The following is a 22,389-nucleotide window of genomic DNA, read 5'->3' as shown; positions in this document are numbered from 1 at the left end:
ACAGTGGCCCCATGAACGAACAACTCCAACAAGGCCACACCCGCGAGGCGTTCTACCGACGCGACCGCAGATCAGCAGCCCTGGCCCGCGAGTTCACCCGGAACACCCTCGCGGACTGGGAGATCACCGACCGCACCGACGATGTCCTGCTCTGCGTAAGCGAGTTGGCGACCAACGCGGTCCTGCACGGCGTACCACCCGGCCGGGGCCTCGCCCTGCGCCTGTGCATCCACCTCGACGGAGTCCTCCGCGTCGAGGTCCACGACAGCGGCACCGGCGAACTCCGCAAGGTCAGGACCCCGTACCGGGATCTCCACGCGGAGGACGGCCGCGGCCTGATGCTGGTCTCCGTGCTCGCGGACAAGTGGGGGGTGGGGGAACGGGCGCCGGGGAAAGTGGTGTGGTGCGAGTTCGCGGTGGAGGGGCACTATGCCTGAACACGACGGCGTGCGCTGGCCGCTTCTTCCGCGGCCCCGGACCGGTCGTACGCGTGGGCAGCCCTGATCCAGGCATCCGCGGCCTCCCGAAGGAGCAACTGAGCCGAATGGGCCGCGCCGATGTTGGTGAGAGCGTCTCCGACTCCGAACCAGTCATCGCACGCTTCATAGAGGTCACGCGCGCGGCGGGCGGCTTCCAGGCCTTCCTCGTTACGGTCCAGATCGAGCAGAGTGCACGCCAGATTGAGCGATGCCAGCGCCTCGGAGTGGCTGTCGTCGAGAGCGGCATACCAGTCACGAGCTCGGGTATGGGCGGCGATGGCCTCGTTCAGGCGTCCGAGGCTGAGCAGGACCCTACCCAGGTTGTTCCATGCCTGAGCCCTGCCGTGCCAGTTGCCGAGTTCGGCGCAGAGCCCGAGGGCATGGGTGAGGTGGCTATGGGCTTCTTCGGCGCGGTCGAGGTGGAGCAGAACGACCCCCAGATTGCACCAGGTTCCTGCCTCACCCTGTAGATCGCCGACCTTGCAATGGATTTCGAGCGCTTCTGTGAGGCATGCGTGTGCCTCACCGAGCTGGCCTCGATCTGCCAGGAGCGTGCCGATGTTGCTCAGAGCGGCGGCGGCGGCATGGTGATTGTCCAGTTCGATGAAGAGATTCAGGCTGTGGGTATAGGCGTCGACGGCTTCCTCGGACCGCCTCAGTTCGCGCAGGGCGATTCCGAGGTTGTTCCAGGACTGGGCCTGGCCGTCCTTGTCGCCGAGTTCGGCGTAGATGCGTACCGCGTGACCGTAGGAGTCAAGGGCTTCTTCGAACCGCCGTAGGCCGTAGAGAGCTCGGCCCAGGGAGTCCCATGCCTCTGCCTCATCTTCCGGGTCTTCAAGTCTGTGGGCCGCGACGCACGCGGCACGCGCCACAGTCGCCCACTCGCTGTACGCACGGTGATGGTTCAGATAGCTCTCCAGGCCGATGGCCAGCCCCAGGGCGCATCGCGTCTGAACGGGATCGTCGGACTCCGTCCAAAGCGCTGCGGTCACCAGCCCGGTCCGCTCGGAATCGCACCAGGACAGGGCCCGTACGAGACTGCCGTCGAACAAGTCGGGCACCTCGTCGTCACGCTCGCCCCTGATGGTGAACTTGGCTGCCCAGGCGCCTTGGGCGTAGTAGAAGAGCAGGCTGCGGCGGGCGGACTTCGCCTCTTCTTCGAGCTCCGGTGTCCCGGCGGCTACGGCCTGAGCGTAGAGACGCACGAGATCGTGCATCTGCCAACGCCCACCGCCAGGAGAAGGCGTGACGAGAGAAGCGGCGGCCAGGTCGTCGAGGAGCGGCCGCAGCTTCTCTGGCGGTAAGACGGTCAGGCTGGTCGCTGGGCCAAGTCCGATGTCAGAGCCCGGCGCCTGCCCCAACAGCCGGAAAACCCGGGCGAGTTCAGGCTCCATCCGCGCATACATCACGTCGAACACGGGCCGCAGACTCAGTTCCTTGCCGTACTGATCAACCCCCTTCGCCCGCAAGGCCCGCACCCGATCCTCGGCGGTGCGCAACTCGCCGACCAGGGTGGAAACCGGCCGCTGCCGACGCCGCCGTAGCAACGCGGAGACGATCAGCAGGGCGAGCGGTAAGTGCCCACACAGCTCGGCGAGTTGCCGTACAGCCTCCGGCTCATCCGCAACCCGACGATCCCCGGGGTCGGACAGCCGTAGCGACCGTTCGATCAAGTCCCGCGACGCGTCCGGCGACAGCCCGTCAACCCTGAACTGCCGTACCGGAAGCGAGTCCTGGACCTCGCGGGAAGTCACCAGAACCCGGTGCCCGCCTCCTTCTCCCGGCAGCAGCGGAACGATCTGAGCCGGGTCAGAGGCGTTGTCCAGAACGATCAGCACAGGCTCACGCGAGCTCAACTCGCCCCGATACCGCGCGTACTGCTCATCAGCCGTAGGCGGCAGATCCGTATCCCCCACCCCCAACGCCCGCAACAACGCCAGCACCGCCTGATCCGCAGTCACCGGAACGTCGTCGTACCCCCGCAGATCGACGAACAACGCGCCCCCGGAAAACCACCCCCGCCCCCGCGCTTCATGCGCAACACACAACGCCAGCGCGGTCTTTCCAACACCGCCCAACCCCGAGACCGCGGAGATGACAACGGACTCGGAGCCACCACCGACCCCCGGATCGAGGGCACCCAACAACTCGGCCACCTCGTCCTCACGACCAGTGAAGACGGCGGGCGCGGCAGGCAGCGCGGACAGTGCCGTGGGGGAGGGCGCCGCACGCGGGGACTCCGACTTACCCGTCACGGGCCCGTGGAACGTACCGCCCCGAAAGTCGAAGTAATCCCCGTCGCCCACTCGCTCCGCCCACCGCTCGTCCCCACGCAGCACCACCCACTGCCGTACCCATAGTGCCCGGGATGTCAGTGGGGCGTCCTAGGGTCGAGAGGCACAGGCAGGGCGTCTGTTCGTTGCGGAAAGGGGCGACACGTGGGGGACGGCATTCAGTGGCTGGTGGGTGCTACGTCGAGCTCCGGGTGGATGCTGGACGTGCACTTCGCCCGCGGCATCGGCGTCGAGGAACTGGCGCGTCGGATGGGGGCGGCGCTCGGGGCGAGGGCGGAACCGATGACCGACGTCGAGGTGGCTTATCTCGACGTCGACGCCTACCCCGAGCGCGGGCTGGGCAGCGCCGTGATCCGCGTCGGCGAAGACGCCGGCTGGGCGTTCGCCATCACCTACGGTCCTTACCTCGACCGGCTGGGGGAGGTATCGCGGGACGGCGTGGAAGCCGTCCACTACCACTACAACTCGGAGCACCCGCCCACGATCGTCCTGTACGCACGCGACGGCCGCACCGTCTGCGGATTCGGGCTCTGCGAGGAGAACAACCGCTACGGGGACGAACCCGATCTGCTCCTGCCCGACCTCGTGGCCGCCGGGATCCTGGATCCGGACAGACGGACCTACCGCGATCCCGACATCGATGACTTCGACGACCGCGAGCGTCTCGGTCTGGCCGTCTTCGAGGAACGCTTCGGCCTCTCCCTGCCCCGCTCCGCACTCGCGGAAGCCCGGCTTCCCGTGTACGCGATCATGGGCTCACCGGCCCCCGACTTCGAAGAGATCTCCGCGTGGGCTGCGGCCAACGAGAAACCCCTACCCGACCCACACCTGCGCCTGATCCCGGCCGGCCTGCGCAAGGAGTACGAACGGGCCACCGACCCTCAGTGGTGGGAGCGCCGGACACGCCCCCTCACCGGAGGCATCGCCCTCGGCGGGCTCCACACCAGCGGGGTCCTGAAGAACCTGGAGGGCGAGACGGAGCGGTAACGGACCAACGCGATGGGGACGGCCCTGGACGCACCTCAACTGCCCTTGCCCGCACGTGGATCGCCGCTCCGCATCGCCGTGTGTACGAGCTTCACCGCGTCCCTCGCCGAACCAACCCGCCGAGTGGGAGCCCCCCATGCATGAACTGACCCGCCCCCAAGCCCGCCGCATCGCCGTCCAGGCCCAACTCCTCGACGCCCCCCGCCCCACCGAACTTCACGCCGTCGTACGCCAGTTGACCCTGCTCCAGATCGACCCGATCGCCGCGATCGCCCCCAACGCCGACCTGGTCGCTTGGAGCCGCCTCGGTTCGTCGTACGCACCGGACGAGCTGGCCACCGCGCTCAAGGACCGCACCCTCCTCGAACTCCGCGCGATGATCCGCCCGAGCGAGGACCTGGCGCTGTACCGCGCCGACATGGCCGTATGGGAAAGGGAGTCGACGCACTACCGCGAGTGGGTCGCCGCCAACGACGTGTGCAGGCGGGACATTCTGGAGCGGCTCGGCGGTCAAAGGCCGCTCACCTCAAGGGAGTTGCCCGACACGTGCGCGGTGCCGTGGAAGTCGTCGGGGTGGACGCACAACCGTAACGTCAGTCAGCTGCTGGAGCTGATGGTGCTCAGAGGAGAAGTCGCTGTCGCGGGGCGCGCGGGGCGGGAGCGGCTCTGGGACCTGGCGGCTCGTGTCTACCCGGACGAGCCCGCCGTGCCGGTCGATGAAGCGCGCCGGCTCCGCAACGAACGTCGGTTGCGCGCCCTCGGTATCGCCCGCGCCACCGGCACCGCCCTCCCGGTCGAACCCGCCGTCGTCGGCGAGGCCGGCGAACCGGCCGTCGTAGAAGGGGTGAAGGGGGAGTGGCGCGTCGATCCGACGTACCTGAAAGGGGAGTTCACCGGCCGCGCGGCGCTGCTCTCACCCTTCGACCGGCTGATTCACGACCGGAAGCGCACCGCCGAACTCTTCGGCTACGACTACCAGTTGGAGATGTACAAGCCGGCCGAGAAACGCCGCTGGGGTTACTTCGCACTGCCGATTCTTTACGGTGACCGGCTCGTCGGGAAGCTCGACGCCACCGCCGACCGCAAGGCCGGCGTGCTCCTGGTGAACGCCGTCCATCAGGACGTGGAGTTCAGCAGGAGCATCGCCGATGCCGTGGACGCCGAGATCGAGGATCTGGCGGTGTGGCTGGGCCTCAGGCGCTCTTGATCGCCGAGATGTCGAAGTTCAGCTTGATCTTCTCGGAGACGAGGACGCCACCGGTCTCCAGCGCCGCGTTCCAGGTAAGGCCGAACTCGGAGCGCAGGATCTCGGCCTTGCCCTCGAAGCCGACACGCTCGTTGCCGAACGGGTCCTTGGCCGCGCCGTTGAACTCCAGGTCGATGGTGATCGGCTTGGTGGTGCCGAGGATCTCCAGGTCACCGGTGACGCGGTAGTCGTCGCCACCGAGGGACTCGGCGGAGGTGGAGCGGAAGGTCATCGTGGGGAACTCGTCCGTCTTGAAGAAGTCCGCGCTCTTCAGGTGACCGTCACGGTCCGGCGAGCCGGTGTCGATGCTGTCCATCTTGACGTCGAGGGACGCGGTGGACTTGGCCGGGTCACTGCCGTCCAGGTGCAGCGTGCCGGTGAAGTCGAGGAACTTGCCCTTGACGTTGGTGACCATCGCGTGGCGGGCGGTGAAGCCGAGCGTGGTGTGCGCCGGGTCGATGGTGTAGTCGCCGGTCAGCGCGGCCAGGTCGGGGTTGACGGCGGCGGGGGCCGAGGTGGTGTCGGTCTCGTCGCTCTTGCGGCCGAAGATGCCCATGACGTGCTCCTAAAGGGGACGGGAGTGGTGCGGGGGTGATGCGGGGATGAATCTGTTGAACGTTCAACGATGCCAACACGAAGGACCGTAGACCTATTCCATTCAATTTTCAACATCATCCGCAGGGTGTTACGTCAACTACTACGAGTACGCTCTTCCGGCGGTCCCGGCAACGCGAGAACCACCCCGGGAATCGCTCCGGGAGTCACTCGGGAGTCACCCTGGGGATGGCATCCGCCGCACGTGAATGTGAGGTGGCTCTCAGCTGTCGGGTTTGTGTAACCCCTACAACCACCATGCCTCGTGAGCAGTCGGAACGGCTGCATGCCGGTGAGGTTCTGTTCAGTGGCACCAGGAAAACGGTCCGGAGACTGTGCAGAGTCGACGGCGCCCTTTCCTTGGTCCCCTTCGTAGGGTCAGTACATGACCGTTTTGGATGAGGCGCCGGGTGAGCCGACGGACGCGCGCGGGCGAGTGGCCGAGCTGCACGAGATCCGTGCGCGGGCACTGGCCGGCCCGAGCGAGAAGGCGACCGAGGCGCAGCACGCCAAGGGGAAGCTGACCGGCCGGGAGCGCATCGACCTGCTCCTCGACCCCGGGTCCTTCCGCGAGGTCGAGCAACTGCGCCGGCATCGCGCCGTCGGCTTCGGGCTTGAGGCGAAGAAGCCGTACACCGACGGTGTCGTCACCGGCTGGGGCACGGTCGAGGGCCGCACGGTCTTCGTCTACGCGCACGACTTCCGCATCTTCGGCGGCGCGCTGGGCGAGGCCCACGCCACGAAGATCCACAAGATCATGGACATGGCCATCGCGGCCGGTGCCCCGCTGGTCTCCCTCAACGACGGCGCCGGCGCCCGTATCCAGGAGGGCGTCTCCGCGCTCGCCGGTTACGGCGGCATCTTCCAGCGCAACACCAAGGCGTCCGGTGTCATCCCGCAGATCAGTGTGATGCTCGGCCCGTGCGCGGGTGGCGCGGCGTACTCGCCCGCCCTGACGGACTTCGTGTTCATGGTCCGCGAGACCTCGCAGATGTTCATCACCGGTCCGGACGTCGTCAAGGCGGTCACCGGCGAGGAGATCACGCAGAACGGCCTCGGCGGCGCCGACGTGCACGCCGAGACCTCCGGCGTCTGCCACTTCGCGTACGACGACGAGGAGACCTGCCTCGCCGAGGTGCGCTACCTCCTGTCGATGCTCCCGCAGAACAACCGTGAGAACCCGCCCCGCGCCGAGTCGAGCGACGAGGCCGAGCGCCGCTCGGAGATCCTGCTGGACCTGGTCCCGGCCGACGGCAACCGGCCGTACGACATGACCAAGGTCATCGAGGAGATCGTCGACGACGGCGACTACCTCGAAGTCCACGAGCGCTGGGCCCGCAACATCATCTGCGCGCTGGCCCGCCTCGACGGCCAGGTCGTCGGCATCGTCGCCAACCAGCCGCAGACCCTCGCGGGCGTCCTGGACATCGAGGCCAGCGAAAAAGCTGCGCGCTTTGTCCAGATGTGTGACGCTTTTAACATTCCGATCGTTACGTTCCTGGACGTTCCGGGATTCCTTCCCGGCGTCGACCAGGAGCACGGCGGAATCATCAGGCACGGAGCGAAGCTGCTCTACGCGTACTGCAACGCCACCGTGCCGAGGATTTCGCTCATCCTGCGCAAGGCGTACGGAGGTGCCTACATCGTCATGGACAGCCAGTCCATCGGCGCCGACCTCACCTACGCCTGGCCCACCAACGAGATCGCCGTGATGGGCGCCGAGGGTGCCGCCAACGTCATCTTCCGCCGCCAGATCGCCGACGCCGAGGACCCCGAGGCGATGCGGACGCGCATGGTCAAGGAGTACAAGTCCGAGCTGATGCACCCGTATTACGCGGCTGAGCGCGGACTCGTCGACGACGTCATCGACCCCGCCGAGACCCGCGAAGTACTCATCAGGTCGCTCGCGATGCTGCACACCAAGCACGCGGACCTGCCCTCGCGCAAGCACGGCAACCCCCCGCAGTAACCCAGCGGACCCTCCGCGCTACCCGTGCGGAAACCTCAGCCACGGAGACTGAACCTATGAGCACCCCTGACATTCGTGTCGAGAAGGGCCACGCCGAGCCCGAGGAAGTCGCCGCCATCACGGCCATCCTCCTGGCCCGTGCTGCGGCTGCGCCTGCGGAAGCCCCGGCTCACCGTCCGCTGCCCAAGGCCGGCTGGCGTCGGCTGGAGCGCGAGGGTGGATTCCGCGCCCCGCACAGCTGGCACTGAGGCTTTTAGCGCGTTCACGGCGGCCCCACTCTTCTTCGGGAGGGTGGGGCCGTTGGCGTTTGCGGGTCAGGTGATGGTGAGGTTCTTGACCGGGAGGTCGAGGGCTGTGATGGGGGCGCCGTCGGGAGATCGGCAGGACGTGATGACCAGCGAGTCGAGGGAACTGAGGTCGCGGTAGGCGTTGGAGTCTTCGGGCACGACGCAGTCATGCAGCGTGAGCTCCCTCAGCTCGGCCGGAAGGGGTTCACAAGCTGTCAGCCACTCCGGCAAGTCCATGTCGCTGAGGCTGAGGTCGCGGAGCCCGGGCATGGCGGAGACACTGCTCAGGCCGCGCGGCGTACATGTGCGCGCAGTCGACAGATGAAGATTGATGACATCGGGGAAATTCCCCAAAGCGGTCAGCTCGCTGGTCTCGCTCAGCTCGTAGAGGCTCATTGCGGCCGTCTTCGGCCCAAGACGCAGACTGCCAAGGTCGGCCGTATCTCGGAGGTCGAACGCCAAGTAGAAGAGGTTCCCAAAGCTCTCCACGGATTCGAATCCGTGGAGTTCTCCTCGTCCAAAGACCGAGAACCACTCCAACTGTGGGTGAGCCGTCAGCACTGAAAGGTCTCCGGGGCCGCGGAGGTTGTCGACGTACAGCCCCTTCAAGGGTGAGAGCTGGTCCATGGCAGCGAGTGTCGGGAGCGGGTAAACGATCGACACCGTCGTGATGGACCTCAACCGAGTCGCTGCGCGCCACTGCTGGGAGTGCCTGAGGAGCACATCGTGTCCCTCCAACGGCAGCCCGGCCAATACCTGCTCGGCGTAGACGTCCGCGTCGAAGTACGCCCAGGCCTCGATGATTGCGTCGATGACGAGGTCGCGCCGGTCCTCGGCATACCTCACCATCAACGCCAGCGCTTCCTCCCCGCCGATCATCGCCACGGTCCGTACGGTCTGCCACGCAGACTTCTCCGTCAACTCGCCCAGCGAACGCGGCAACCGCCGCAGCAAGCTCGTCCCAACAGCCGCTAGAGCCGGTGGATCCGTAGGGCGCCGAGCCGGAAGCAGCGCCGACATAGCCTCGTCTAACCGCCCCGCCAGCCCGTCCGGGACCATCGGCAACGTCTCCTGACAAGAAGCCGCGAGCAACCGCAGCCCCCGCGCATACCGGGGTTCCGCCTCCGCCCGATCCAGGATCCCGTCCAACAACTCTTGCCGCTGACGGGAGTTCGCATGCCCCGCAGCCATGATGATCGTCTCGCGCCACAGGTCCAGGTGGGCCCGCCCGACCAGGTTCCCGATCCGGTCCTCCTCCGTGGCCTCCTCCGCGGCCAGGTACTCCTGGAAGGTCCGGTGGACGAAGTCGAGGCGGCCCTCGACGGGGGAGCGGAGGATCCCGGAGCGGTCCCGCAACTGTTCCAGGACTCCGTGGCCGTCCTGTACCTCCAGGTGCCGCATCGCCGTTAGCTTGGCGGCGACATGGACGGCGGCCTGGTCCAAGGCGATCTCGCTGCGGTTGTTGTCCGAGAGGCGCCAGGCCAGGTCCCGAAGTACGACCAGCTTGTCGCCGAGGCTGAGCTTGCTGTCCAGGGCACTCGGCACGTTCCGGTCGGCGTCGCGGTCGTGGACCAGGGTGTGGAGCGCGTTGCGGTACAACTCCATGCGGTCGCGGGGGAGTTGGCTGCCCCGGTTCAGGTGCATCGCGCAGAGCATGGCCGCGAGCAGCGGGGTGCCCGCCAGGGACTGGAGATGCGCGCGGTCCTTGAGGCTGTTGAGCAGGGATTGTTCGTAGCGCGGCAACTCGTCCACGCCGCATGGAAGTTCGTCGCCCAGTTCCCGCACCGCCTCGTGCCACTGCCGTACGAACGCGGCCAGGTCAGGCGGTGTCATCCGGTCCAGGTGCAGCGCGGTGAAGTCCTCCCGGCGCAGCCAGTCCGCCCCGGCGGCGGTCGGGCGGGAGGTCACGACGACCCGTATGCCGCCGTAGGTCCCAAGCAGCTTGCGAAGCCAGTCCCGTACCGATCGGCGTTCCGAGCCGAGGAGTTCGTCCACTCCGTCGACCAGCAACAGGACCTTGTTGTCCCGGAGTTGGCGTTCCACCCAGCCCCTGGGCATGATCCCGGTGATGTTCCCGGCGACACCGTCCAGCAGTTCCTCGGGCTTCTTGGGGAGCGAACGGCCGCTGTACTCACGGAGCTTGACGAAGACCGGCGTCAGGCCGTTCCAGTCGGCCAGTTCCGCGGTGAAGGCGCCCCGGGCCGCCGTGATCGCGAGCCAGCGCAGCAGCGTGGTCTTGCCGGAGCCCGCCTCGCCGCGCAGGAGCACCCTGGACGCCCCGCCGAGCGCCGACTCCACCCGCATCCCGGAACTCTCCGTCCCGGACTCCTCCCAGCCGCTCAGGTCCGGCCTGAGCGGTAGTGCGCGGACGGAGCGGCGGCGGGTTCCGTCGTCACCCGTGGCGCGCAGGCTGACGTAGGCCACCGACAGCCGTACCTGTGCGGCGGCGCGGTCGGACGTGCGGCGGAACAGTTCCACCTCGTCGAGGGTGTTGCTGACCAGCTCCATGTACCAGCGGCGGAATTCCTGGTCCTGGTCGGTGCCGTCCGGGGCGAACAGGGAGCGGTCCGGGAGGCGTTCGAGGACGCGGGCGACCCGGTCGCTCAACGAGCTGGTGCGGGCGAGGAGTTCGGCCAGGGTGCGCTCCTCGAAGACCGGGAGGGTCCGCACGATGCTGACGTAGTACTCGCAGCACTCGCTGAAGAGGAGGTCGTAGAGGCGTGTCTCAGGTTCGTTCAGGCCTATCGGTGGGCTCACCGATGCCGTGATCTGGCGGATCAGTTCGGCCGGTTGGGCATCCGCCGCCAGGATCGCCTCGTCGGACAGGTCGGCGCGCTCGAACGTGTCGCACACCCCGTTGAGCGCTGCCTCGCGGCCGCTCTCGTCCAGGTCGCGGAACTCCTGGGCCAGGAAAGGCTCGATCCGCGCGGCCACCGTGTCGGCCATCTCCTCGAACTGGCGCTGGACGCTGCGCTGTTGGCGCAGGCCCGGCAGCCGTCGCCGTACGAGATCGTCCATCGGGAGCCGGCGTTCCTGCTCCTGCCGCTTGCCGCCCAGCCACGTCTGCGCCGCCGCTTTCACCACGGTCGTCCCCAGGCGTAGTGCAGCCGCCTCCGCGCTCATCCCGTCCCCCTCGCCGAACCGAAGAGCGTTCATTGTGGCAGGGGGGTACGACAAAGGGGCCTACTCCAGCCGGAGTTGGCCCCTTGGCGTGGTAATGCCGCGTACTACCGGAGGCGCGCCATCAGCGCGTGCTCCACCAGCGTGATCAGAGCCGACTTGGCGTCCGCGCGGTGGCGGGCGTCCGTCGTGATGATCGGGGTGTCCGGGCCGATCTGCAGGGCCTCGCGGACCTCGTCCGGGTTGTACGGCTGCTGGCCGTCGAAGCCGTTGAGGGCGATGACGAAGGGGAGACCCGAGTTCTCGAAGTAGTCGACCGCGGGGAAGCAGTCGGCGAGACGGCGGGTGTCCACGAGCACGATCGCGCCGATCGCGCCGCGCACCAGGTCGTCCCACATGAACCAGAAGCGGTCCTGACCGGGCGTACCGAAGAGGTACAGGATCAGGTCCTGGTCCAGGGTGATACGGCCGAAGTCCATCGCGACCGTCGTGGTCGTCTTGTCTCCGGTGTGGGTGAGGTCGTCGATGCCCGCGGACGCGGACGTCATCACAGCCTCGGTACGCAGCGGGTTGATCTCCGAGACGGCCCCGACGAACGTGGTCTTGCCCACGCCGAAGCCACCCGCCACCACGATCTTCGCCGAGGTGGTGGAGCGGGAAGGCCCTCCGCTAGAGCTTGCGAAGTCCACTGAGCACCCTTTCGAGCAGTGTCACATCTGGCTGGCCGCCGGCGTTCTCGTCGCCGCCGGGTTGATGGATGGCGACCAGGCCCGCCTCCGCCAAGTCGGCGACGAGGATCCTGGCCACACCGAGAGGGATCGTCAGGAGGGCCGAGATCTCGGCCACCGACTTGATCTCCCGGCAGAGGTTGCAGATCCGCTGATGCTCGGGCAACTGGCCCTGCATCTGGTGCGGCTGCGCGGTGGTGTGCACCAGCGCCTCGATGGCGAGCTGGTAGCGGGGGCGCGTCCGGCCGCCGGTCATGGCGTACGGACGCACCAGGGGATTGCTCGTCGACCCGGCGGGGGCCGACTCGGGGGAGCGTCGATGGGGCTGCACAGGCTGGATGCGCGGCGCCGGAGGCTGGTCGTACGGCGACGGGCCGGGGCCCTGCGGGTACTGCGGGCGGCGCGGGGACGGCGAGGAGGGGAAGTTGTACCGGTTCTGGGAACCGTCGCCCTGCCCCTGGCCGGGGCCGTACGACCAGTTGCCCGAAGACGAACCGCCTGGGGGTGTTGCCACTTTCTCCTCCTCCGACTGTGCCGGGCACCCATCAATGTGGAGCCGCGTCCCGAAACCTTATGGCCTCAGGACGCCAAAACGCACCGTCCGTCTGTTAGTTGAGAAGGCTCCCCTGGAGCTCTGCTCGAAGGTCCGGGGTCAGGACCGTGCCCGCACGGTCCACCAGAAGGGCCATCTCGTACCCAATGAGGCCGATGTCCGCCTCGGGGTGCGCGAGAACCGCGAGCGAGGAACCATCGGATACGGACATGAGGAAGAGGAATCCCCGCTCCATCTCCACAACCGTCTGGTTCACGGCGCCGCCCTCGAAGATGCGGGAGGCGCCCGCGGTCAGCGACGTCAGGCCCGACGCGACGGCCGCCAACTGGTCGGCACGGTCACGCGGGAAGCCGTCGGACATCGCCAGAAGGAGTCCGTCGGCGGAGACCACCACCGTGTGGGACACCCCAGGGGTGTTGTCCACGAAGTTGGTGATCAACCAGTTCAGGTTCTGCGCCGCCTGGCTCATCGGGCTCACACTAACGCTCCTGGTTGTAGGTGCTGTCAGAGCCGAAGCCCTGACCGTTCGTTTCGCTGCCTTCGCTGCGTCCCCGCTGGACCCCGCGGCGCAGGTTGCTGAGCCTGCCCCGGATGTCCTCGGGAGCGCGGGAGACCTGAGGGCCGCCCTGAGGGGTGCTCTCGGCGGTGCCCTCGACCAGGTTGGCCTTGGGTACCCGCCGCGGCAGGCCGGAGGAGGTGACCCCGCCCGCCTTCGGCTTCTTCAGCGCCGACGCCTGCTGCCAGCGCTCGTCGTTCGCCGAGCGCCAGTCCACGGTGCCGGTGCCGCCGTTCGCCGTGCCGAACACATCGACCTTGCTCTCCGGCGCGGAGGCGGACGGCTGCGCGGGCTGCGAACCGTTCGTACTCGTACCGTTCGCGGCCGAACCGCGGCGCGGCAGTCCGGCGTCGGTCAGCGCGTGGACGGCGGAGGGGGCCGGTCCCGGACGCTCGAAGCCTACGTGGTCCCGCTCACTCACGTCAGCGGCCTGTGTGGACTCCGCTTCCGGAGCGTACTGGTCCGGGTACCCGTTGCGGTAACCGTCCTGCTGCGGCCAGTCGTCCTGGTAGGACGGCTCTTCGAAGCCCGGATACGTCTCCGACCCCGTGGGGTGCTGTGATGCGTGCTCCTCCTGCGCCGGCTCGGCGTACCCGGGCTCCGGGTAACCGCCGTTCGCCGGGAAGGAGTCGGGGAAGGCGTCGGTCTGCGGTGCCGTGCCGTTCGGCGGGAAGTACTGCTCGTCGTACGAGGGCTGGCGCGGCTCGTCGTACGACGTCTGCTGCTGCTCCTCGTACGCCGGCTGGCCGGTGAAGCCGGTCGGCTGGTCCTGGTAGCCCTGCTGGCCGTTGCCGTACGGCTGCTGCTGCGGGGCGTCGAACTCGTTGAACTCCGGGTAGTCGCCCGCTTCGAGCTCCTGGCCCGGCTTCTGGGACTCCAGGGCCGCGCGGCGCTCCTCGCGCATCAGCGAGCGGCCCACCGGGTCCAGCTCGCGGATGTCGTCCGGCACCTCGGAGTAGCGGGTGTCGTCGAAGCCCAGCTCGGCGGCCGTACGCAGCGGGGCGTGGTTGAAGTCCTCGCCCTGGAACTGCTGCTGCGGCTGCTCCGGCATGATCTGCGAGACGGTGAACTCGTCGCGCTGGAGCTGCGATTCGCCACCGCCACCGTGCGTGATCGCGTCCGGCAGCATGACCAGCGAGGTCGTGCCGGCCTGCTCGCCGGAGGGGCGGAGCTGGACACGGATGCCGTGCCGGTCGGAGAGGCGGCCGACCACGAACAGGCCCATGCGCTGGGAGATCGCGACGTCCACGGTCGGCGGGTTGGCCAGCTTGTGGTTGATGTCCGCGAAGTCCTCGGCGGTGAGGCCGATGCCCTTGTCGTGGATCTCGATCATGACCCGGCCGTCGGGGAGACGGGTGGCCGTGACGCGGACCTTGGTCTGCGGGGAGGAGAACGTCGTCGCGTTCTCCAGCAGCTCGGCGAGCAGGTGCACGAGGTCGGTCACGGCGCGGCCGTGGATCTCGGCCTCCGGGACGCCCGACAGCTCGATGCGCTCGTACTGCTCCACCTCGGAGGAGGCGGCGCGCAGCACGTCGACCAGCGGGACCGGCTGGTCCCAGCGGCGGCCGGGCTCCTCGCCGGCGAGGACCAGGAGGTTCTCGCCGTTGCGGCGCATACGGGTCGCGAGGTGGTCCAGGCGGAAGAGGTTCTCCAGCTGGTCCGGGTCGGCCTCGTTGTTCTCCAGGTCGGTGATCAGGGTCAACTGGCCCTCGATCAACGACTGGTTGCGGCGCGACAGGTTGGTGAAGATCGCGTTGATGTTGCCCCGCAGGAGCGCCTGCTCGGCGGCCAGTCGTACGGCTTCGCGGTGGACCTGGTCGAAGGCTCGGGCGACTTCGCCGATCTCATCGGTCGTGGTGATCGGGATCGGGGAGATCCGGGTGTCCACGCGTCCGGGGTCGGTGCGCGAGAGCTGGTCGACCAGCATCGGGAGGCGCTGCTCGGCGATGCCGAAGGCCGCGTTGCGCAGCTGGCGCATCGCGCGGCTCATCTGGCGGGCGACGGCACCGGCCAGGATGAAGGCGAGGAGCAGGGCGACGACGACGGCGGCACCGGTGATGATGGCGTCGCGCTTGGCGTTGTCGGCGATGCCGGACGCCTCGCTCACCGCGGTGTCGGCCTTGTCCTCTTCGATCTTGCGGTACGCGTTGTACTTGAGGGTGGTGCCGGCCCACCAGTTCTGCGCGGTGATGCCCTTCTCGGCGAGCGCGGCCCGCGCCGAGGGGTCGGTGGTCTGCAGCTGCGACATCGCCGTGATCATGTCGATCGGGTTCGCCGGCGGCGGCACATACGTCTCGTTGGCGGCCTTCGCCTGCGCGGCGGCCTGCTTGACCATGGCCGCGCCGTCGGTCTTGACCTTCGCCAGCGCCGTGTTCAACCGCGCGATGTCCGCGTCGGTACCACCGGCCTGGTACTCCTGGATGGCGATGCCCTCCAGGTACGCGTACGAGGTGATCGCGGTGCGCTGGGTGGCCAGGCTGCCCTCGCCGGGGCCCGGCTTCACCAGCAGGTGCATGCCGATGGAACGCTCCAGGGAGAGCGCGCCCTTGGCGAGTGCGATGGCGTAGACCGAGCGGCCGTAGCTGGTGATGTTGCCGGTGCCGAGGCCCAGTTCGTTCGAGAACTCAAGGAGCGGGTGCTCCAGGTTCACGTAGGCCTCTTCGGTCTGCACACCCGTGAACTTGGTGGTGTACGCGGCGGCCCGGATGGACGTCAGCTGCGGCTCGACCTTGCGGAAGCGGCTGAGCCGGCGCTCCAGGCCCGACTGGTCCGGCATGTTCTGCGCGGCCTTGTCGAAGGTGTCCGCGGCGTCGTCCGTGGCCTTGCGGGCGGCGACGACCGTCGGGTCCTTCACGCCCTTGCCCAGCAGCAGCGGTGCGGCGGTGGAGTCACGCTCGTTGGTGATCGCGTTGCTGTAGGTCAGGGCCGCCTGCACCAGGCGGGCGGTCTTCTCCGCGTCCTCGGCGTTCTGCCAGGTGTCGATCGAGCTCTTCACCTGGAAGCCGCCCATGACGAGGCCGACCACCACGGGTATGAGCAGAATCGCGTTCAGCCTGGTCGGCACCCGCCAGTTGCGGGGGGAGAAACGGCCGCCGCTCGGAGCGAGCGGCGCCGTGGGCTCCGAGCCTGGCACAGGGGCGGGCGCCGCTCCGCGCGGCGGCGGGGTGAAGTTGCCCCGGGCCGACGGCTCGGGACCGTTCTTGCTTCGCCTCACTCGACCAACAACCTTCCGGCGGTCGGCACCTATCGTCGTGCCGCAGTGTCTCAAGCCCGTCAACGACCTCTGCTTATCAGTACGTCGTTGACTATTGGGCAGTTCAGGCATTCCAGCACGTCAGCATGCGCGATTCCAAACAGTCGGAACCGCGGATTCCGAGTGATGTAAGCCCCAGATAAAACGGTCATAAAGAGCGAGCCCCGCCAAAAGACGGGGCTTTGTTAGCGCAGTGGCACCGGATGACCGCGACGCGTTGCGGTACCACCCGATTCCTCTGCCGAAACGTTATGAACACCGGGGCCGACCGTGTCAAAGGCCACAGCCGGCTCCGGGGTGTCTACGACAACTGCCGTATGGCGCTGCCGACTTGAGCACTGCATTCAGAGGCCCGCCGCGTGCTACCGCAGCCGGGCCATGAGCGCGTGCTCGACCAGCGTGATCAGCGCACTCTTCGCGTCCGAGCGGTGCCGGGCGTCCGTCGTGATGATCGGCGCGTCCGGACCGATCTGCAGCGCCTCGCGCACCTCCTCCGGGTTGTACGGCTGGTGCCCGTCGAAGCCGTTGAGGGCGATGACGAAGGGCAGACCGCTGTTCTCGAAGTAGTCGACCGCGGGGAAGCAGTCGGCGAGACGGCGGGTGTCGACCAGGACGACGGCGCCGATCGCGCCCCGCACCAGGTCGTCCCACATGAACCAGAAGCGGTCCTGGCCCGGCGTACCGAAGAGGTACAGGATCAGGTCCTGGTCCAGGGTGATGCGTCCGAAGTCCATGGCCACCGTGGTGGTGGTCTTGTCCCCGGTGTGGGTGAGGTCGTCGATGCCCGCGGACGCGGACGTCATGACGGCCTCCGTGCGCAGCGGGTTGATCTCCGAGACGGCACCCACGAACGTGGTCTTGCCGACGCCGAAGCCACCCGCCACCACGATCTTCGCGGAGGTGGTCGCCCGCCCTCCGTCAGAGCTTGCGAAGTCCACTGAGCACCCTTTCGAGCAGCGTCACGTCCGGTGCGCCGCCGTTGTTCTCGTCGCCGCCCGGCTGGTGGATGGCCACCAGTCCGGCCTCGGCGAGGTCCGCGACGAGGATCCTGGCCACACCGAGGGGCATGGCGAGGAGTGCCGACACCTCCGCGACCGACTTGACCTCGCGGCACAGGTGGCAGATGCGCTGGTGCTCAGGGAGCAGTCCCATCAGCGCTGCCGGGTCGGCCGTGGTGCTGATCAGCGCCTCTATGGCGAGCTGGTAGCGCGGCCGGGTCCGGCCGCCGGTCATCGCATACGGACGGACCAGCGGCTGGTCGCCCTCGTCCCCGTACGGCTCGGCGTACGGGTCGTGAGAGGCGGTGGGCGGGGTCATGAATCCTCCGGGCGGGACAGCAAGTCGGTCGGGCTAGCCGTCTGACAGGGCCGGTGGGGGGATTGTGGCGGCCGGACGGTGATTTGGTGAGACGGGTGGTGCCGGGGCCGGTCAGTGAAGCAGACTGCCCTGGAGTTCGGCGCGCAGGTCCGGTGTGAGGACCGCCCCCGCACGATCGACGAGCAGTGCCATCTCGTAGCCGACGAGACCGATGTCGCACTCGGGGTGCGCGAGCACTGCCAGGGACGAGCCGTCCGAGACGGACATGAGGAAGAGGAATCCCCGCTCCATCTCCACGACCGTCTGTGCCACGTCGCCGCCCTCGAAGATCCGGGATGCCCCGGCCGTCAGCGAGGTGAGCCCGGAGGCCACGGCCGCGAGCTGGTCGGCGCGGTCGCGCGGGAACCCTTCCGACATGGCCAGAAGGAGTCCGTCGGCAGACACGACGACGGTGTGGGACACACCCGGGGTGTTGTCCACGAAGTTGGTTATCAACCAGTTGAGGTTCTGTGCCGCCTGGCTCATCTGGCTCAACTAACGCTCCTGCTGGTGAGTGGGGCTGGGGAAGCTGCCGGTCTGGCCGGTACCCGTACCGGCCTGTCGACCCTGTGCGATGCCCCGACGGAGATTGGTCAGCCGGCCGCGTACGTCGTCAGGCGCACGGGAGACCTGCGGACCCGTTTGGTGCTGTTGCTGCTGAGCCGTACCCGGGACGAGGTTCGCCCTGGGCACCCGGCGCGGCAGGCCGGAGGTGGTGACGCCGCCCGCGGCCGGTTGCCGTACACGCTCTGCCTGCCGAACGAGATCGTCGTTCGGCGAGCTGCGCCACGTACCGCCCGTGGGACGTTGAGGGGGTGTCGCCGGAGCCGACGGTGCCTGCGGCTGCGGGGCGGGAGCGGAGCCGTTGCTGCTCTGGCTCTGCTGCTGTTCCGCCTGCTGACCGTGGAACCAGTTGGTCTCCAGCGTGTCGTACAGCGGCGTCCTGCCGTCACCGGGACCCGTGGCAGGCGGCAACGCCTCGGGCTCCTGGCGGGTGGGACGCTGCGGGGCGGGCGGCCGCCCGGTGCCGAGGTCGGCGCCGTTGCGGTTCCCGTTGACCTGCGGCCGCTCGAACTGCCCGGTGTTCGCGGGGTTCTGACGGTTCGGCAGATTGTGCTGACCGGTGGAGCCGTTGTCAAAGCCGGGTGTCGCGAACTGGCCCGTGGAGCTGGGGTCGTACGACTGCGGGACAGCGAACTGTCCCGTGTTGGCCGGGTTCGACGGGTTGTTGGTCGGGCTGTTCGGGGCGCCGAAGACGTCCGAGCGGACGAACTGGCCGCCGTTCTGAGGCGAGTTGGCGCCGGGACGCGGGGTGTCGAACTCCGGCCGCGGGAACGAGCCGGTGTCCTGCGGTCCGCCCGCACCGGGACGCGGGAGCTGCCCGCCGCCCTGCGATCCGTTCGCACCGGGACGGGCGAACTGCCCTGAGTCCTGAGGTCCGTTGGCACCCTGCCGGGGGAACTGGCCGGTGTTCTGCGACCCGTTGGCGCCGGGACGCGGGAACTGGCCCGTGTTCTGCTGCCCGTTGGGGCGCGGGAACTGGCCGCTGTCCTGGGCGTCGAGGCGCGGTATCGCCGGCATCTCCGTCGTGGCCGCGGGGCCCTGACGGTCGTCGATGCGCGGCATCCGGGAGGTCTGCTCGGCGTCCCGCTCGTCGTGCCCGCGCGGGGCGTCGAGGTTGCCGCGGCCCAGCGGGGGCTGCGCGTTCTCGTCGCTCCAGCTGGGGCGCTGGCTGTTGTTGCCGCCGGGCAGCTCGGCCCGGGCGCCACCGCGCGGCGGGAGCTGCGGCTGGCGGCCTCGACGCCGACCACCACCGCGGGGCGGCTCGGGCTCGTCGTTGCTCGTGCGCTGCGGGGGCACCGGGTTGCTCTGCGGCGGGGGTCCGCCGAAGGCGTCCTGGCGACCGTCGCCGAAGCCCTGGGGCGTACCCGTACCGGCCGCCTGCATGCCCTGCGGGGCACCCGGGGCCTGACCGAAGAGACCGGCACCGGAACCCGTGGCCGGACGGCCCTGCGGCGCCGAGGGACCCTGAGGCCCACGCGCACCGCCCGGACCACCGGGACCGCCGGGTCCACCCGGACGTCCACCGCCCGTACCGGGCAGCGCGGCCCGCGGGCCCTGACCGGCACCGACCTGGCCGCGCGGAGCGGCCCCGGCACCGAGAAGTCCACCGTTGCCGGCGGGCGCACCCGCGCCGAGCGCGGAGCCGCCCTGGCCGTTGCCCCGGCGGGCCGCACCGGCACCGGCCGCGGCGGCTGCCGCGGCGGAACCGACGGCGGCCTGACCGGGCTTGCCCGGAGCGGGCTTCTTGCCGCCCTGGGCGACGTCCACGGGGAGCATGACCAGCGCGGTCGTACCACCGGAGTCGGAGGGACGGAGCTGGATGCGGATGCCGTGGCGCTGCGAGAGGCGGCCGACCACGAACAGACCCATGCGGCGGGAGACCGAGACGTCCACGGTGGGCGGCGAGGCGAGCCGCTCGTTGATCGCCGCGAGGTCCTCGGGGGAGAGGCCGATACCGGTGTCGTGGATCTCGATCAGGACGCGGCCGTCGGGCAGCGCGTGACCGGTGACCTTGACCTTGGTCTGCGGCGAGGAGAAGGAGGTCGCGTTCTCGAGCAGCTCGGCGAGGAGGTGCACGAGGTCGTTGACCACACGGCCGGCCACTTCGGTGGTCGGCACGGAGGAGAGCTCGATGCGCTCGTACTGCTCCACCTCGGACGCGGCGGCGCGGAGCACGTCGACCAGCGGGACCGGGCGGGTCCAGCGGCGGCCGGGCTCTTCACCGGCGAGGACCAGGAGGTTCTCACCGTTACGGCGCATGCGGGTCGCGAGGTGGTCGAGCTTGAAGAGCGAGGACAGCTGGTCCGGGTCGGCCTCGCGGGACTCCAGCTCGGAGATGAGCGAGAGCTGACGCTGGATGAGGCCCTGGGAGCGGCGCGAGAGGTTGGTGAACATCGCGTTGACGTTGCCCCGCAGGAGGGCCTGCTCGGCGGCGAGGCGGACGGCCTCGCGGTGCACGTCGTCGAAGGCCGCGGCCACCTGGCCGATCTCGTCCCGGGAGTGCACACCGACCGACTCCACGGACGTGTCGACGTCCTGCGGGTCGGACTCGGAGAGCTGCTTGACCAGCTCGGGCAGCCGGTCCTGGGCGACCTTGTTGGCGGTCTCCTGGAGGCGGCGCAGCGAGCGGATCATGGACCGGGCGATGACGAAGGCGCCGACGAGGGAGACGCCGAGCACGAGCAGGATCAGCGCACCGGAGATGATCGCCTCGCGCTCGGAGGCGGAGCGCAGCTCGCGGGCCTTCTGCTCCATGTCCTCGAGCAGTGTGTGCTCGATCTTCTTCATCTGCTCGATCTTGGTCGAGCTGTCGTCCACCCAGTCCTTGTAGGACCGCTTGTCCAGCGAGGCCAGACCGTTGGCGTTGTCGAGGACGCGCTGGGCGTAGGTGTCGGCCGACTCGATGGTCGGGTTGCCGTCCTCGATGGGCGCGATGAGTTCCTCGGCGCCCTGGTTGCCGTAGATGTTGCGGAAGATGCTCAGTTCCGACTTCTCGCTCTCCAGAGCGGAGTCGGCGTAGAGCCGGTCGTTGGCGGAGAGATCGCCCTGCGTCGTGTTGTTGTTCGGCAGGGCCGCCGCGATCACGGCGCGCTGCACGGACGAGAACTCCTTGGCGGCGGAGAAGGCCGCCAGGGCGCGGGTGCGCTGGATCATCTCCGGGTTGCTGGTCGCCTCGGCCATGTCCTGCGAGAGGTCCAGCAGCTGGCTGATCAGCCGGTGATAGGCGTCGACCGTCTGCGTCGAGTTGCCCTTCGACTGGTACGCCGTCTTGCGGATCTTGTCGAGGTTGTCCAGCTCGGTCGCGAGACCGACCAGGCTCTCCCGGACGCCCTGGAGCTGGCCGCTCTTGCTGGCGCTGTCCACCTCTTCCGAGGCGTTGATGAAGTTGTCGCGGGCGCGGTCGGTCTTCTCCTCGTAGCCCTTGACCTCGTAGTCGGTGGCCTTGCCACCGTGCGACAGGGGACCGGCCGACTGGTCGCGCTCCTCCTGGAGCGCGGTGGCCAGCTCGGTGGCCTGCTTGGTCATGTCCGTCAGCAGCTTCATGTTGTCGAGCTGCTGGATGTCGGTCATGGAGTCGCTGATGCGCAGGGCGCCCAGCGAGGTGGCCGCGACCACCGGGAGCGCGAGCAGCGAGACCAGGCGCGTGGAGATGCGCCAGTTACGCAGAGCGACGCGCGATCCGGGTCCCGGCGCGCCCGACGGCGGCTTCACCGGGGGCGTGGGGGTCGGGGCTGCGGACACACCGGGGCGCCCGGGGCCTCCACCGTCGCCTGACGGTGCCGGGCCCGGGTTCTGGGCGTGCTGGGGCGAGGAGCTGCCGGTCTTGGGGCCAGCCCCGCCATGCGGCTCCGGCTCCGCCGAAGCACTGCCATCCCTCTTGAAACGTCCCTGCACTAGCGTCGCAACCTCTGGACCAGGCGCCCCTCCGCGCGAACGGAAGGACGGTGTCGGCGTCTTAGGGAGCGCCCTGAACGCGCCCCCCAGTGTGTGGTCGTGAGTGACCGGCGCTGCTCCCCCTTCCGCCGCCCCTGGCGCTGTGTTGCGCCCTCTGAGCGCCGGGCTGATTCTGCGGCGGTCCGTGGAATTCCAGCACAGTGCCGGATCTCCAACAAGGCCCATAGGCCAGGCTGTGACCTGTGTGACACCGCGTGAGGGGTGCGTCACGAGACGTAGAAAGCTATTCACTCCAAAGGGGGCATATCCCCACGGCCCCTGGGGGCATGCCATGTGCCCAAGTCGCCATGATCAGGAGCGGAATGGCAGCTTCAAGGGGGCAATGTCCGTTTCGTTGAGGTGAGTTGAGGGTCCGAATTGGACGCTTTGCCCATGCGGCCGTGAGCAAACTCACACGCAGATCAGGGGTCCTTCGCGTCTTCGGCCGGGAATTGGATGTTTAGCCTGAC

The 22,389-nt window shown here is 68.7% G+C and carries 16 protein-coding genes; 5 read left to right on the top strand and 11 right to left on the bottom strand.

Annotated elements, in window-relative coordinates:
* The first annotated feature begins 11 nt into the window (after positions 1–11).
* Positions 12–437: an ATP-binding protein gene (locus OG504_RS17030; RefSeq protein ID WP_405990587.1), complete on the top strand. Its 426-nt coding sequence runs from the start codon at positions 12–14 to the stop codon at positions 435–437.
* Here the strand turns inward: OG504_RS17030 and OG504_RS17025 are convergent.
* The gene (locus tag OG504_RS17025; RefSeq protein WP_405990586.1) at positions 428–2,734 is read right to left on the bottom strand and encodes a tetratricopeptide repeat protein; all 2,307 of its coding nucleotides are present in this window, start codon (positions 2,732–2,734) and stop codon (positions 428–430) included. The two genes, OG504_RS17030 and OG504_RS17025, sit on opposite strands and share 10 nt — an antisense overlap.
* Before the next feature lie 183 nt (positions 2,735–2,917).
* On the opposite strand from OG504_RS17025, the gene OG504_RS17020 reads away from it, so the two are divergent.
* Both OG504_RS17020 and OG504_RS17015 read left to right on the top strand, forming a co-directional pair.
* Positions 2,918–3,760: a DUF6461 domain-containing protein gene (locus tag OG504_RS17020; RefSeq protein WP_405990585.1), complete on the top strand. Its 843-nt coding sequence runs from the start codon at positions 2,918–2,920 to the stop codon at positions 3,758–3,760.
* Positions 3,761–3,896: 136 nt separating this feature from the next.
* Positions 3,897–4,967, top strand: a complete 1,071-nt coding sequence (locus OG504_RS17015; RefSeq protein WP_405990584.1) for a DNA glycosylase AlkZ-like family protein — start codon at positions 3,897–3,899, stop codon at positions 4,965–4,967.
* On the opposite strand, the gene OG504_RS17010 is transcribed toward OG504_RS17015, so the two are convergent.
* A complete protein-coding gene (locus OG504_RS17010; protein ID WP_366434104.1) occupies positions 4,954–5,562 on the bottom strand; it encodes a YceI family protein in 609 nt (202 codons plus the stop codon). The genes OG504_RS17015 and OG504_RS17010 overlap by 14 nt on opposite strands.
* Positions 5,563–5,985: 423 nt before the next feature.
* On the opposite strand from OG504_RS17010, the gene OG504_RS17005 reads away from it, so the two are divergent.
* Positions 5,986–7,569, top strand: a complete 1,584-nt coding sequence (locus OG504_RS17005) for an acyl-CoA carboxylase subunit beta (protein ID WP_405990583.1) — start codon at positions 5,986–5,988, stop codon at positions 7,567–7,569.
* Between the two features lie 56 nt (positions 7,570–7,625).
* Positions 7,626–7,817: an acyl-CoA carboxylase subunit epsilon gene (locus OG504_RS17000; protein WP_078652542.1), complete on the top strand. Its 192-nt coding sequence runs from the start codon at positions 7,626–7,628 to the stop codon at positions 7,815–7,817.
* Positions 7,818–7,883: 66 nt separating this feature from the next.
* Here the strand turns inward: OG504_RS17000 and OG504_RS16995 are convergent, their stop codons facing one another.
* The 9 genes from OG504_RS16995 to OG504_RS16955 all read right to left on the bottom strand — a co-directional run bounded on the left by OG504_RS16995 (position 7,884) and on the right by OG504_RS16955 (position 21,880).
* Positions 7,884–11,012 (bottom strand): NACHT domain-containing protein, encoded by a 3,129-nt coding sequence (locus OG504_RS16995; protein WP_405990582.1) that lies wholly within the window; start codon positions 11,010–11,012, stop codon positions 7,884–7,886.
* Positions 11,013–11,083: 71 nt separating this feature from the next.
* Complete coding sequence (locus OG504_RS16990; RefSeq protein ID WP_009314218.1) at positions 11,084–11,665, bottom strand: ATP/GTP-binding protein; 582 nt, start codon at positions 11,663–11,665, stop codon at positions 11,084–11,086.
* Positions 11,646–12,218 carry a DUF742 domain-containing protein gene (locus OG504_RS16985; RefSeq protein WP_327401073.1) on the bottom strand — a complete coding sequence of 191 codons (573 nt, stop codon included), beginning with the start codon at positions 12,216–12,218 and terminating at the stop codon, positions 11,646–11,648. The genes OG504_RS16990 and OG504_RS16985 overlap by 20 nt, the downstream gene beginning before the upstream one ends.
* A gap of 94 nt (positions 12,219–12,312) precedes the next feature.
* A complete protein-coding gene (locus OG504_RS16980) occupies positions 12,313–12,726 on the bottom strand; it encodes a roadblock/LC7 domain-containing protein (protein WP_019058640.1) in 414 nt (137 codons plus the stop codon).
* Between the two features lie 10 nt (positions 12,727–12,736).
* On the bottom strand, positions 12,737–16,027 hold the full coding sequence (locus tag OG504_RS16975) for a nitrate- and nitrite sensing domain-containing protein (protein WP_405990581.1): 3,291 nt from the start codon (positions 16,025–16,027) through the stop codon (positions 12,737–12,739).
* A 401-nt stretch (positions 16,028–16,428) separates the two neighbouring features.
* Positions 16,429–17,004 (bottom strand): ATP/GTP-binding protein, encoded by a 576-nt coding sequence (locus OG504_RS16970; RefSeq protein WP_006375318.1) that lies wholly within the window; start codon positions 17,002–17,004, stop codon positions 16,429–16,431.
* Positions 16,985–17,383 carry a DUF742 domain-containing protein gene (locus OG504_RS16965; RefSeq protein WP_019058642.1) on the bottom strand — a complete coding sequence of 133 codons (399 nt, stop codon included), beginning with the start codon at positions 17,381–17,383 and terminating at the stop codon, positions 16,985–16,987. The genes OG504_RS16970 and OG504_RS16965 overlap by 20 nt, the downstream gene beginning before the upstream one ends.
* Positions 17,384–17,494: 111 nt before the next feature.
* Entirely contained in the window at positions 17,495–17,908 is a 414-nt protein-coding gene (locus OG504_RS16960) for a roadblock/LC7 domain-containing protein (protein ID WP_005479910.1), read from the bottom strand.
* Between the two features lie 9 nt (positions 17,909–17,917).
* Entirely contained in the window at positions 17,918–21,880 is a 3,963-nt protein-coding gene (locus OG504_RS16955; protein ID WP_405990580.1) for a nitrate- and nitrite sensing domain-containing protein, read from the bottom strand.
* Positions 21,881–22,389 lie beyond the last annotated feature (509 nt).

This window comes from Streptomyces sp. NBC_00986 (assembly GCF_045162565.1).
Lineage (GTDB): Bacteria > Actinomycetota > Actinomycetes > Streptomycetales > Streptomycetaceae > Streptomyces.
The sequence above is the reverse complement of the archived record's forward strand: the minus strand, read 5'-3'. Positions and strand labels throughout refer to the sequence as shown.

Bases quoted from the DNA above. Each gene is read 5' to 3' on its own strand.
- OG504_RS17030 (WP_405990587.1), top strand. From the start codon at position 12: ATGAACGAACAACTCCAACAAGGCCACACCCGCGAGGCGTTCTACCGA.
- OG504_RS17015 (WP_405990584.1), top strand. From the start codon at position 3,897: ATGCATGAACTGACCCGCCCCCAAGCCCGCCGCATCGCCGTCCAGGCC.
- OG504_RS17010 (WP_366434104.1), bottom strand. From the start codon at position 5,562: ATGGGCATCTTCGGCCGCAAGAGCGACGAGACCGACACCACCTCGGCC.
- OG504_RS17005 (WP_405990583.1), top strand. From the start codon at position 5,986: ATGACCGTTTTGGATGAGGCGCCGGGTGAGCCGACGGACGCGCGCGGG.
- OG504_RS17000 (WP_078652542.1), top strand. From the start codon at position 7,626: ATGAGCACCCCTGACATTCGTGTCGAGAAGGGCCACGCCGAGCCCGAG.
- OG504_RS16995 (WP_405990582.1), bottom strand. From the start codon at position 11,012: ATGAACGCTCTTCGGTTCGGCGAGGGGGACGGGATGAGCGCGGAGGCG.
- OG504_RS16980 (WP_019058640.1), bottom strand. From the start codon at position 12,726: ATGAGCCAGGCGGCGCAGAACCTGAACTGGTTGATCACCAACTTCGTG.
- OG504_RS16965 (WP_019058642.1), bottom strand. From the start codon at position 17,383: ATGACCCCGCCCACCGCCTCTCACGACCCGTACGCCGAGCCGTACGGG.
- OG504_RS16960 (WP_005479910.1), bottom strand. From the start codon at position 17,908: ATGAGCCAGGCGGCACAGAACCTCAACTGGTTGATAACCAACTTCGTG.